Source organism: Achromobacter sp. JD417 (genome assembly GCF_041879325.1).
GTDB classification, from domain to species: Bacteria; Pseudomonadota; Gammaproteobacteria; order Burkholderiales; family Burkholderiaceae_B; genus Achromobacter; species Achromobacter mucicolens.
The window spans coordinates 3,374,291-3,386,414 of sequence record NZ_CP087159.1 but is presented as its reverse complement, the minus strand read 5'-3'; the positions used below and the strand labels follow the sequence as shown (position 1 = coordinate 3,386,414).

Here is a 12,124-nt window from a genome sequence, read left to right as displayed (position 1 = left end):
CGCGCCCCGCGGCAAGGGCATTGATCAGATCCGCTTGGCCTGCCATTCCCCCTTGCCGGCCGCGCTTCCACTCATGCTGCGGCCGTTCACCTCGCCCGCGTAGCGCACGCCATTTGCGGTAAAGGTGATCGACTTGCCGTCCATCCGGGCGTCGGAGATCGGCTCGGCCCCCAGCTTGCCCGAGAGCATCTGGTAGTGCTGGTCAAGCTGCAGCGTCTGCCCGCCCAGATCCCATTTGCCCTGCACCTTTGCCGGCACGATCCACAGGAGCGCCGTGCAATAGGTCTGGCAGTTATCGGTGACGGTTTCCGAGGCATCCGGTTCCCAGTCGCCCATGCGGAAGGTGTTTGACACCACGCGCGTGCCGGCCGGCAGCTCCAGCAATTTGGGCCGCAGCTTCTCGTTGATGGTCGAGAGCAGGAACATTGTGATCACGTCCGCCTGAGACAAGTCCGTGGTGAAAAGGTCTTGCGCCACGAACGTGGCGCGGTCGGCCACGCCCGCGCGCTTGGCGTTTTGGCGCGACAGCTCGACCAGGTCGGGGTTGTACTCGATGCCTTGCGCGGTCAGTCCGCGCTGTGCGGCCGTGATGACCGTGCGGCCGTCGCCCGAGCCCAGGTCCATCAGCCGGTCCTTGGGGGTGACCTTGGCCATGTCCAGCATCTTGTCGACCAGGGTCTGCGGGGTAGGCACCCAGATGACGTCCTTGCCTTCCTGGCCGACGTCGGGCACGTAGGCTTTCTGGGCGTCGGCCTTGGCGGGCGCAGCGGCAGTCTGCGCCATGGCGGCGCCCGCGCTCAGCAGCGTGAAAGCCATCGCCGAGGCCAGCATCGCAAGGCGCAGGCGCGGGGTGAATACCTGGGACGCGGTTTTCGAATGGTCGAGGGAGCGTGGCATGGTGAGGGTTCCTTGGACGGTGGAGGACAGGGGAAGAGCCAGTCAGCTTGCGGCCTGGGCGGGCTTGAGCAGGCGCATCAGTGGCGCGCCGGCCGCCAGCACAGCCAGCCCGATCAGGGCGCCCGCGCCGGCATACATGGCGCTGGACACGACCAGTCCGGCGCAGGTCAGCGCCAGCAGCAAGGGGGGCAGCGGAAAGAGCGGAACGCGAAAAGGACGAGGGCGGTCGGGGTCCAGGCGGCGCAGGCGCCAGACGGAGGCGGCGACCAGCATCATGAAGAGCCAGAACACCGGCGCCGTGTAGGCCACCATGGTCTGAACGCTGTTTTGGCTGAACGCGCCCAGCGCCACCAGCGCAAGGGTAATCACGCCCTGAACGACTAGCGCGCTGACAGGCGTTTCGTTGCGCGCGCTCCAGCCCGCCAGCGCCTGCAGCCGGGGCACGTCGCGGCCCAGGGCGTAATACACCCGCGCGCCGGTAATGATGGTGCCGTTGATGGTGCTGAGCGCCGTGGCGCAGATGGTCAGGCTGAGCAGCGCCGCCGCATAGGGTCCTGCGGCCAGCTGCATGACCTCGGCACCCAGGGCGGGCGTGTCCCGCAGTCCCTGTAGCCCGAAGATCTCAAGCAGCGCGATGTTGGTCAGGACATAGGCGCTGGTGACCACCGCCGTGCCGATGAGCAGCACCCGGCTCATGTTGCGCGCGGGATCGCGCAGTTCGCCGCTAAGATACGCGGCCTCGTTCCAGCCGCCATAGGTCAGCAGCACGAAGACCATCCCCATGCCGAGCAGCCCGGCGGTATTGCCCGACAGCGGGGCCGGTGAAGCGGCAGTGACAGACTCGCCGCCCGACGCGGTCAGGCTGGCGATCAGCACCGCGGCCAGAGCAATCAGGGTCAGCACCGTGAAAACCCATTGCAGCCGTTTGGAATAACGCGTGCCGATCATGTTCAGGCCCGTCAGAACGACGACGGAGATGGCCGCGTGCACAGCGGGGCCCAGGGGGCCCAGGGGCAGAAGCCGCTGTGCGTAATCCCCGTAGATGAATGCCACGGCTGCGATCGCGCCGGTCTGGATGACGGAGCAGCGCGCCCAGGCGAACATCAGCCCGACGCGCCGTCCCCAAGCGCGGGTCAGATAGAGGTATTCGCCGCCCGCGCCGGGATAAGCCGAGCCGAGTTCGGCGTAGCAAAGCGCCCCGACCAGCATGACGAGTCCGCCCGCGCACCAGAGGCCGATATACACCGCTTCCGTATGCGCGTGCTGCGCGACCAGAGGGGGAAAACCGAAGATGCCGATCCCGATGACCACACCGACAAGCACCACGGTCGCGTCCATGACCGACAGGCCAGTGGGCGCGCGGCCGTTTACCGTATCAGGGACGGCGCTCATGGTAGAGGGCGCCGCAGACATGGATTGGCGCGTAGCGGCAGGCGGGGAACAAGCGGGAAATCCGGGGGGCGCGTGGTGAGAGTGTTGGACAAATTCGCGGGCAAACGCGAGCGGAGCGATGACATGCAATTCTCCCGGGGTGGACGCGCGGACGGATGCTCACGGCAGATGTCGGCATATGCTGACAATTGCCTGAACATAAAGCGACCGTGACCGGCGGCGGAAAGTTCCGCAGGGTTTTCCTGGGTCCTGGCGTCATCCAAAAATAGAGATCGGCAGATTTCGATATTCATGCAATGTCTTATATTCGGTGTCCAACCTATTGATAGTTAAGGAAAATACACCCGATTAAAAATTCATAGTTGAAGTTGAATATCTAAAGTAATTTCTTAAGTACTGCCGACGTTTTTCTGTCCGCGCGCGTTCAATAAAATCCCCCGCACGTTGGAAACGCGCTGCTATCCTGCTTTTTCGTGCGCTCAACCCTACGTCGCGGCGCGGGGAATGGCATGCCACCGCAACCACAGGAGCATCGACATGAAGCTTTCCCGACACGCGTTATTTGCCGCCTTGGCGCTGTCCGCCATGACCGGCGCTGCCCCGTCGGCCTTGGCGCATCACGGCTGGTCGTGGGCCGAATCCGAACAGATGACGCTGCAGGGCACGGTCGAGCAGGTGCAGATCGCGCCACCGCATCCCTCGCTCAAGGTGCGGGCCAAGGACGGCGTCTGGACCGTCGAGCTTGGCAATCCAAGTCAGACGAAGGAAGCCGGTTTCGTCGAAGGCTCGGCCAAGCCCGGAGATGCCATCACCGCCGTCGGCAACCGAGACCAGGACGCCGCCGCCAAGCGCATGAAGGCGGTCCAGGTGACCGTTGGCGGCAAGACCTACGATATCTATCCCAGCCGCATCAAGAAGCCCTGACCGCTGGCCGTGGATGCCTGACCTGCTACGACTTGCGCTCGAACAGCTTCAATCCGTGCCGCCAGCGCTGTGGCTGCGCCGGTCCGGCATTCTCTATCTGCTCGCCAACGCCGCCCATATCGGCGCCATTGGTCTACTGATCGGTTCGATCATTCCGCTGGATCTGCGCCTGCTTGGCGTACTCAAGCCGGGTGCGCTGGCCGTCCTGGCGCCCGTCTTGGCGCGCACGGCCGCAACGGGCTTGGCATTGGCGGTGTTGACGGGGGCGCTGCTGTTTTCGGTGCGGCCGCTCGACTACCTGTACAACCCGGCATTCCTGACCAAGATGGGCTTGCTGGCGGCGGGCGCGGTCAACGCCTGGCTGGTGAATCGGGGCAGGGCTTGGGCAAGCGTGGCAAATGGAAGCCCGCCGTCACCCGCGCTGCGCATTCAGGCGGCGGCCTCTCTGGTGCTGTGGCTGGGCTGCCTGGTGGCGGGGCGCTGGATCGGCTTTCTGTAGGCCGGCGTCAGCAGTATCCGACCCCCTGCGCATTCACATACAGCGCGAAGAGACACTGCCCGGTGACCATGAACAGCCGGTTGCGGCGCGCCCCGCCAAAACACAGGTTGGCGCACCGATCGGGCAGGGCGACGCGGCCGATAGCCGTGGCGTCGGGCGCAAATACCATCACCCCGCTCAAGGCCGGGCCCGGGCCCCAGCCCGCCCAGACATTGCCGTCGGTATCGCAGCGTATGCCGTCGGGAATCGCGTCGGTGCTTGCCTCGACAAACGTGCGGCCGTCGTCCAGCGACCCGTCCTGTCCCACCGCGTAGACCAGGATGCGATTCGGCGTCGAACCGTTGTCCACGACATACAGCAGTCGCTCGTCCGGAGAAAAACACAAGCCGTTGGGGTTGTGGATGCCGCTTACCACGGCGTCCAGCCGGCCGGAGTCCGGATCCAGGCGGTAAACATGCGTCGGCAGCTCGGGTGGCGCCTGAAAGCCTTCGTAGTTGGAGAGAATCCCGAATAGCGGGTCGGAGAACCAGACCGACCCATCGCTGTGCACGACAACGTCGTTCGGCGCGTTCAAGCGCTTGCCCTCGAAACGGTCGGCCAGCACGGTCTGCGAGCCATCGTATTCGGTGCGGACCACGCGTCGACCGCCATGTTCGCAGCTGACCAGCCGGCCTTGACGGTCGCGCGTGTTGCCGTTGATGTACTCGGAGGGCTTGCGGTGCACCGATACGGCGCCCGTTTCCTCGTCCCAGCGCATCAGGCGGTTATTGGGGATGTCGCTCCAGACCAGGCACCTCGCGTCACCGAACCACACCGGGCCTTCGCCGTACCGGATGCCGGTCGCCAATCGTTCGACGCCGGCGTTGGTGAGCCGGATCGTCTGGAATCGGGGATCCAGGACCTCAATGGCCGGATCGGGATAGCGCTCGGTGGGTTCCCACATATAGCCTCCTGTATAGGCAGACGGCAGCTTGCCGGGGTAGCGCCGCCGTGCCCATCCGTCGTCAGCAGCAAGCCGCTTGCCTGGACTGCCTATCGTCCTGGCGCGGGCGGCGCCGGTCGTCAGTTCATTTTCGGGCGCCGCGCAGCACATGGCCAAGTCTGTATGAGCGCCATGTCGCGAAATGTGGCCTCTCGCGCTGGGATCGCGGCGTACGTGTTCCTGGGATTTCTGGCGCTGACGGGCGCATTCCTCGCAGGCGTGAAATCGGGCAGCGGCGGCCCGCGCGTCCGGTGCAACCGCACTAGCGCAACTGCGTTTTGCCGGAACGCCGCAACCATGCTTATATTTTTGAAGATTTTCCAAGCCCGTCGCGGGCCGGCCTCCGGGAGACCACCATGGCGCTGAGCGATGTACGGGGCAACCCGGTTTCCAGCGATGAACCGGCGTCAATGGCCGCCTACGAGCGGGCGCAAAGCCTGTTTCATGGCTACTACGGCGATCCGCTGGGCGTCATTGACGAGGCCTTGGCCGATGACCCCGTATTCGTGATGGGCCATCTGCTGCGCGCGGGAATGATGATCACCGCCAGCGACAAATGCGTCGAACCGCTGCTGCGCGAAAGCGTGCAAGCCGCCGAAGCGCTCTACGACATTGCCAACGATCGCGAGCGCCGCCACGCTGCCGCGGCCCGCGCCTGGCTCGACGGGGAATTCTCCCGGTCCTTGCGGCGCTATGCCGACATTCTTGCCGACTATCCGCACGACACGCTGGCGCTGCAGGTTGGCCACATTGGCGATTTCCTGCTCGGCCGCTCGACCATGCTGCGCGACCGAGTGGCCGGCATCCTGCCCGCCTGGGACCGCTCGATGCCCGACTACGGCTACGTCTTGGGCATGCACGCGTTCGGGTTGGAAGAGACGAATCTGTACGGCCCGGCCGAGGCGCAAGGGCGCCGCGCGCTGGAGCTCAACCCGCGCGATCCCTGGGCCGTGCACGCCGTTGCTCACGTCCTAGAAATGCAGGGCCGAATCGACGAGGGTATCGCCTGGCTGAACGGAAGGCGGGGCGACTGGTCCGAGGACAACATGCTGGCCATCCATAACTGGTGGCATCTGGCTCTGTTTCAGCTGGATCGCGACGAGATTGGCGACGTGCTGGCGTTGTACGACAGCAGGTTGCGCGAAGCTTCCACGGGCCAGGTGCTGGATCTGATCGACGCCTCCGCCATGCTGTGGCGTCTGCATTTGCGAGGCGTGGACGCCGGCCCGCGATGGCGCCAACTTGCCGATGTCTGGCAGACGCGTGGCGGCGCGGGGTTCTACGCCTTCAATGACGTGCATGCGCTGATGGCGTATCTGGGCGCGGGTGACGGCGCTGCCGCCCAGGCGCTCATCGAGTCGATGGAAACGGCCGCGGACGGCACGGGCACGAACGCGATGATGACCCGAGACGTGGGATTGCCCGTGGCGCACGCGCTGGCCGCGTTCGCCCGGCAAGACTACGCGCTTGCCGTCAACCTGCTGCGGGACGTGCGCCTTATTGCGCATCGATTCGGCGGCAGCCACGCGCAGCGCGACGTGCTGGCGCTGACGTTGGTGGAAGCCGCGTTGCGAGACGGCGCGCGCTCTCTTGCCAAGGTGCTGACTGCCGAACGCATGGCCCTCAAGCCCGGCAGCGCGGGCAACTGCGCGCTTGCCGCGCGGGCCGCAGCGCTTTAGGCGCGCAACCGTGGCCTTGAGACGCGTCATTTCTGCATGACATAGCTGCCCGGCGCGGCCATCGGCGCGCCAGGATCGTCGTCGGGCCGCCGCCCGGCAACGCCGGACGGTGCGGGCCGCAAGGGCCCTGAGCGATGCGCCAGCCACTCGGTCCACGTCGGCCACCACGATCCCCCGCATTGCATGGTCGCGGCCAGCCATTCGTCCGGACCCGCGCGCAGATCATCCTTCGGCCCCGCGGAAAGCCGGTGCCAGCGGCCCGGATGCCCCGGCTCGCTCACGACGCCGGCATTATGGCCGCCGCTGGTCAAGACGTAGCGTATGTCCGCGTCCGTCAGGTAATGGATCTTGAATACGGAACGCCAGGGCGCGATGTGATCGTTGACCGCACCCAGCGCAAAGATGGGCGTGCGGATGTTGCGCAAGGCAATCGTGCGGCCGTTCACCTCGAATCGTCCGGCCGCCAGTTCGTTGTTCAGAAACAGTTTGCGCAGATACTCCGCATGCATCCGGTACGGCATGCGCGTCGAATCCGCATTCCAGGCGACGAGGTCGTTCGGAAGGATGCGCTGACCCAGAAAATAGGTCTGCACGGCTCGGCTGGCGACATCCTCGATGGGCCGCAAGGACTGGAAGGCCGCGGCCATTTGCCCGGCGGACAGGTAGCCTTGCGCCCACATGACGCTTTCCAGCATATGCACCTCGCTCGCGTCGATGTACAACCCCAGGCCGCCGGGCTCGGTGAAGTCGGTCTGCGCCGCCAGCAGGGAGATCGTGGCAAGGCGGTCGTCCGCGTCGCCAGCCATGGTCGCGGCCGCAATGGCCAGCAGCGTGCCGCCCAGGCAGTACCCCACGGCATGCACGCGCTGGCCGGGCACGCATCGATTGACCGCCGCCATTGCCGCCATGAAGCCCAGGCGGCGGTAGTCGTCAAGGCAGAGGTCGCGGTCGCGCGCATCGACATTGCGCCATGAGATGCAGAACACCGTGAACCCTTGCGCCACCAGGTAGCGAATCAGGGAATTTTCAGGCGACAGATCCAGCACGTAGTACTTCATGATCCACGCCGGCGTGATCAAAATGGGCTCCGGACGCACCTGGGGCGTGGAAGGCGCGTACTGGATCAGTTCGATCAAGTGATTGCGGTACACCACCGTGCCCGGGGTCACCGCCACGTTGACGCCCACCTCGAAACGTTCCAGGCCGGGCTCCGGCAGGCCCAACAGCCTGTGCCGCAGGTCCTCTGCCAGATGTCCCATCCCTTGAACCAGGTTCTGGCCCTTGTCGGTCACCGTACGCGCAATCACTTCGGGGTTGGACCAGGGAAAGTTGGCTGGCGCAAAGACGTCGCACCATTGGCTTGCGCAGAAGGAAACGACGTCGGCGTGATGGGCGGAGACTCCCGGCACACGGGTCGTGGCCTCGGCCCACCACTTGCGCGCTTCGGAAAAACAATGCTGCCAATATTGGAAGGGTTCAGCCCGCCAGGCCGGTGCGGCGCACCTGCGGTCAAGGGCAGCCTCGGGACAGACGAGAGGGCGGCCCGCCAGGGCCATCGCGGCATGCGCGCCGAGCGCCTGGATGGCGTTTCCCGCCTGCAGCGCCAATCCGATCTGCTTGCCAGGCGCGGCCCCCAGGTGGATCAACCAGTCGGCCATCGCGAGCGCAAGGGCGCTTGGTGAAATGCCGCCCGTCAGCTGCGCGATGAGCGCCGCCTTGAAATAGTCCAGCGCCGCCAGCGCGTTGTCCGCGCCAGGCGGCGCCGATGCCGACGGGTCGGTAACGGATTCCGCGGCCGGATGCGCCTTCGCGGCCCTCACATGCGTCATTGGCTGGCGCGCGTCATTGCGGCCACGGCATTGCCGTCGGCCAGGAATTTGGCCGTGCTTTCCGCGATCTGCGACATTCTTTCTTGCCAGGGATTCTTGCTCTCACGCAGGGCTGCGGCGGTCATGGTGGACGTCTCGCGCGCGATCTTCTCCATTTCCTTCATATAGCTGAACTCGCGGCCCATCAGATCCGTCATCAATTTTTGGTGCAGGGCACACATGGCGGTCAGAGAGGTCGCAGCGTTGACCTGGGCATTGGCTTCCTGTGCGAATGCCAGCATTTCCTTGTCGGTCTTGAGCTGCAGCGAGCGCAGTTGCCGCGCGAATTCGAAATAACCGGTGGCCGCGGCCAGCGCAGAATGAATTCCGTATTTGTATAGCGCCACGTAGGGTTCATAGTCGGGTTGCATAAGGTCATCCTCCAGGTCACGCGTAACCGCTCGACGCGGCACTTCGGCGGCCGACCGGCTTGCTTCAGCCAGAATAGGCCTGCCCGAGACCGGGATGTTGACCAAACTCAAGTTCCGAACGACATGCTGCAAGGCGCAGGCACGCCTACCCGCTGCTCATCTGCCGCAGCGCATCGACGTCGCGGATCTGGAGCTGTCGCCGGGATACGTTGACCAGCGAAGCCTCCTGCAGGCGGCCCAGCACGCGGCAGACCGTCTCGACTTTCATGCCCAGATGATTGGCGATGTCCTCGCGCGTCATCTTCAAGGTGAAGGCGAGGGGAGAGTAGCCATTGGCCGACATCTGATCCGACATCCCCACCAGGAAGTCAGCGACCCGCTGCTCGGTCTTCATGCAGCCCAGGGTCAGCAACAGCCGCCGGTACTGATCGATATCGTGAGCGATCAAGCGATGGAACTGCTGCGCGCACGAGAAATCCTCCCGGCATCTGCCCATGATGTCCGAGAACGGCAGTACGCAGACGAGCGAATCCTCCAGCGCGATGGCATCGCAGCGATGGGTGCCGCTCTCGATGGCATCCAGGCCCAGCAACGCGCCCGCAGACGGAAAGCCCATGATCTGCTCGAGGCCGGCGCGGTTGGTCGCGCGCAGCTTCACCGACCCTGACCGCAGTACATACAAGTTCTGTAACGCGTCTCCCGCGCGGTAGACAGATTCGCCGCGGTGAATCAGCCGCCGGCAGCGGACCAGGTCGCTCGGGGGAGGCCGGGCCGCGTCCGATCCTGCGCGGCAGATCCGGGCCAGGGCGCAACGGTCGCAATCGGCGGACACGCCTGGCGCACTGTCCGTGTAGTTCCTGACAACGATGGGTGAGTCCATGGCCGGGGCTCCTCGGAGGGGAATGTGGCGGTGACGCGGCAGCAGGCCGATCGCCTTGCCCGTATCGCCTTGTCGGCATCGCTTTGTCCGTATCGCTTTGTTGGTATCGCGATGGGGGCTAGTATCGGATGCCGCGCTGCCGTGCGCTATCAGCGCAGATCGCCACGTTTTGGCCGACGACGCCTACAGATGTAGGCAAATTCCTACAGCGTGCTCAGCGCGGAGGGGCGTCGTCATCGTCGACGAGCCGGTGCCGTATCGCGTAACGGACCAGATCCGCCTGATTGCGCAAGTGCAGCTTGATCAATATCCGGCTTTTATACGTGCTGACCGTCTTGACGCTCACGAATAGCAGTTGCGCGATGTCCGAATTGTTCATGCCCGACGCCAGATGGCGGAAAACTGACAATTCCCGATCGGACAGCAGGGCGTGGGGCAGCGATTCCGCATGCCCGTACCGGTCAAATGCAATGCTTTCAGCCAGCGACTGGCTCAGATACCGCCCGCCACCGGCCACCTTGCGCACCGCCTGCACCAGCTCTTCGCTGGCGCTGTCCTTGGTCAGGTAGCCCGCCGCACCCGCCTTGATCGCCTGGACGGCGTACTGCTGCTCGCCGTGCATCGTCAGCACCAGGATGGGCACGTCCGGGTGGGAGTTTGTGATGTGCCGGATGAGGTCGACGCCGTCGCGCCCGGGCATCGACATGTCCAGCACCAGAAGATCCCATTGCCCCTTGGCCAGAAGATCAAGCGCTTCGTTGCCGTTGCCGGCTTCGCCGCCGACGCGGATGTCTGCGGCCTGCTCGAGCAGCCGCCTCAGGCCTTCGCGCAGCAATGTATGGTCGTCGGCAAGCATGACGTTGATCATGTTGCCTCCCATTGCGAGTCGGGAGGGCGGACCGGGATGCGCACCTCGAGGCGAAACCCGCCTTTCCTGCGGGTATGAACGGAGACATCACCGCCCAGCAGGCGGACCCGTTCGCGAATGCCCTGCAGGCCAAGCGAAAGGGGCAGCTTCTTGGCCAGACTCTCCGGTGTGGCGCCGACGCCGTTGTCGGACACGGTCAGCGCGCAATGCGAGTCGTCACAGACAAGACGCACCTGGACGGCGCTGGCCTGCGCATGCTTGGCGATATTGGTCAGCGCCTCCTGCACGACGCGGAACAGGGTGGTGGCGACCTGCTTTGCCGGTTCGGCGGGGCCGATCCGGATGTCCGATTCCGTATCGACGCCATAGCGCGAAACGAAATTGGCCACCAGCCATTCGACCGCCGCCGCCAGTCCAAGATCGTCGAGCATGACGGGCCGCAGGTCAGAGGCGATGCGCCGCAGCGACTTGAACGTGGCCTTGATGAGCTGCCGCATGGACCGCACGCGCTCGCGTGCCTCGACGTTGTCGGACGCCAGGATCGGTTCAAGTTGGGACAGCTCCATCGTCAGCGCCGTCAGGCTTTGGCCCAGGTCGTCATGGAGCTCGCGTGCAATGTGCTTCTTTTCCTGCTCGCGCACGTGAAGCAGGGCATTGGACAGACGGGTCAGCTCGTCCCGGGACGCTCTCAAGGCCTGGTCGATACGCTGGCGCTCGGTGATGTCGCGCAGAAAGATCGACAGGTACACGCCGGCGCTGGTGCAGGTCTGCGAGATCGAAGCCTCCATCGGAAACTCTTCGCCGTTGGACCGAAGACCCCATAACGGCGCGCCCAGGCCCATCTGGCGATCGGAAATTCCGGTGGTCATGAAGCGGCCGACATGCTTGGCATGCACGGCGCGAAAGCGCAGCGGGATCAGGATGTCCACGCTGGCGCCGATGGCCTGGTCGGCGGAAAGCATGAACACGCGTTCCGCCGCAGCGTTGAACATCACGATGTGTTGCAACGCGTCGATCGTGATGATCGGTTCTGTGGCGGACTGGATGATATCGAGCAGCGGAGGCGCGCCAGAGGAGAGCTTCATTGCTGGATATGTGGGTGCCGGGATCGCCCTTCCAGGGGGAACTTGTCCATTGCAACACACAATTCCGCAAGCGGCGAGCGCCGCGCGTGGGCTACCGCCACGTGCACTAGTGCAGGCGGCGGATCCGGTCAGCGGGGCGTGGACTTGTGCCCGAGCGCCGCTCAGTCAACGGCCGACAGCAGCGAGTCGCTCCCGTCCGATTCCCAGGCCGCAAGCGTTCTTTCCTTGAACCGGCAAAGGGACGCGTCGCACTCTTCGGCCAACACGTCGTACTGCTTGAGCAAAAGAATGCCGCGGGGCTTTGCGCCCACGACGGCGGCGATGTCATCGACAGCCCGGAATCCGCCATAGCCCGACATCACGCAAATGACGGAGTAGGTCTTGATCAGCCGCCCTTGCGTCATCAGGAACGAGCGCATGGGGGCCGCGAGCGATCGCAGCCAGACTGGCGCGATCAGGATCACGTGGTCGAACTGGTCCAGGGCAGGGCCGGCATAGCGAATCTCGGGTTGGCGCTTGAAGAGGCAATCGGTGACGCAGCGAAGGTCGCCGCCTAGCCCGATGCGTGACGATGCGTCCCGCACTTCGTGGACCTCCCATCCCGTGATCGATGCCAGCCGCTCGGCCACGGTGCGTCCTGTGCCGGTGCGTGAATAAAAGACGATGCCGATCCGCATGG

General features: G+C 64.9%; 12 protein-coding genes. 3 read left to right on the top strand and 9 right to left on the bottom strand.

Annotated elements, in window-relative coordinates; all coding sequences use genetic code 11:
• Positions 1-24 precede the first annotated feature (24 nt).
• On the bottom strand, positions 25-897 hold the full coding sequence (locus LN047_RS15530; protein ID WP_373979501.1) for a cyclopropane-fatty-acyl-phospholipid synthase family protein: 873 nt from the start codon (positions 895-897) through the stop codon (positions 25-27).
• A gap of 42 nt (positions 898-939) precedes the next feature.
• Positions 940-2,289 (bottom strand): APC family permease, encoded by a 1,350-nt coding sequence (locus LN047_RS15525; RefSeq protein WP_373979500.1) that lies wholly within the window; start codon positions 2,287-2,289, stop codon positions 940-942.
• A gap of 537 nt (positions 2,290-2,826) precedes the next feature.
• Between LN047_RS15525 and LN047_RS15520 the strand changes: the two genes are divergently transcribed.
• Positions 2,827-3,213 (top strand): DUF6152 family protein, encoded by a 387-nt coding sequence (locus LN047_RS15520; protein WP_373979499.1) that lies wholly within the window; start codon positions 2,827-2,829, stop codon positions 3,211-3,213.
• Positions 3,214-3,226: 13 nt separating this feature from the next.
• The gene (locus tag LN047_RS15515; RefSeq protein ID WP_373979498.1) at positions 3,227-3,712 is read left to right on the top strand and encodes a DUF6644 family protein; all 486 of its coding nucleotides are present in this window, start codon (positions 3,227-3,229) and stop codon (positions 3,710-3,712) included.
• Between the two features lie 7 nt (positions 3,713-3,719).
• On the opposite strand, the gene LN047_RS15510 is transcribed toward LN047_RS15515, so the two are convergent.
• Entirely contained in the window at positions 3,720-4,655 is a 936-nt protein-coding gene (locus LN047_RS15510) for an SMP-30/gluconolactonase/LRE family protein (protein WP_373979497.1), read from the bottom strand.
• Between the two features lie 395 nt (positions 4,656-5,050).
• On the opposite strand from LN047_RS15510, the gene LN047_RS15505 reads away from it, so the two are divergent.
• The gene (locus LN047_RS15505; protein ID WP_373979496.1) at positions 5,051-6,373 is read left to right on the top strand and encodes a tetratricopeptide repeat protein; all 1,323 of its coding nucleotides are present in this window, start codon (positions 5,051-5,053) and stop codon (positions 6,371-6,373) included.
• Positions 6,374-6,399: 26 nt separating this feature from the next.
• On the opposite strand, the gene LN047_RS15500 is transcribed toward LN047_RS15505, so the two are convergent.
• From LN047_RS15500 to LN047_RS15475, 6 genes are all read right to left on the bottom strand, one after another.
• Positions 6,400-8,202, bottom strand: coding sequence for a PHA/PHB synthase family protein (locus LN047_RS15500; RefSeq protein WP_373979495.1), 1,803 nt, complete (start codon positions 8,200-8,202; stop codon positions 6,400-6,402).
• A complete protein-coding gene (locus LN047_RS15495; RefSeq protein WP_373979494.1) occupies positions 8,199-8,717 on the bottom strand; it encodes a hypothetical protein in 519 nt (172 codons plus the stop codon). Before LN047_RS15495 ends, LN047_RS15500 begins: the two co-directional genes overlap by 4 nt.
• A 40-nt stretch (positions 8,718-8,757) precedes the next feature.
• A complete protein-coding gene (locus LN047_RS15490; protein WP_373979493.1) occupies positions 8,758-9,492 on the bottom strand; it encodes a helix-turn-helix domain-containing protein in 735 nt (244 codons plus the stop codon).
• 214 nt (positions 9,493-9,706) lie between these two features.
• Positions 9,707-10,360, bottom strand: a complete 654-nt coding sequence (locus LN047_RS15485; RefSeq protein ID WP_152384464.1) for a response regulator transcription factor — start codon at positions 10,358-10,360, stop codon at positions 9,707-9,709.
• On the bottom strand, positions 10,357-11,445 hold the full coding sequence (locus tag LN047_RS15480; protein WP_175155490.1) for a PAS domain-containing sensor histidine kinase: 1,089 nt from the start codon (positions 11,443-11,445) through the stop codon (positions 10,357-10,359). Before LN047_RS15480 ends, LN047_RS15485 begins: the two co-directional genes overlap by 4 nt.
• A gap of 161 nt (positions 11,446-11,606) precedes the next feature.
• Complete coding sequence (locus LN047_RS15475) at positions 11,607-12,122, bottom strand: flavodoxin family protein (RefSeq protein ID WP_373979492.1); 516 nt, start codon at positions 12,120-12,122, stop codon at positions 11,607-11,609.
• Positions 12,123-12,124: the final 2 nt, after the last annotated feature.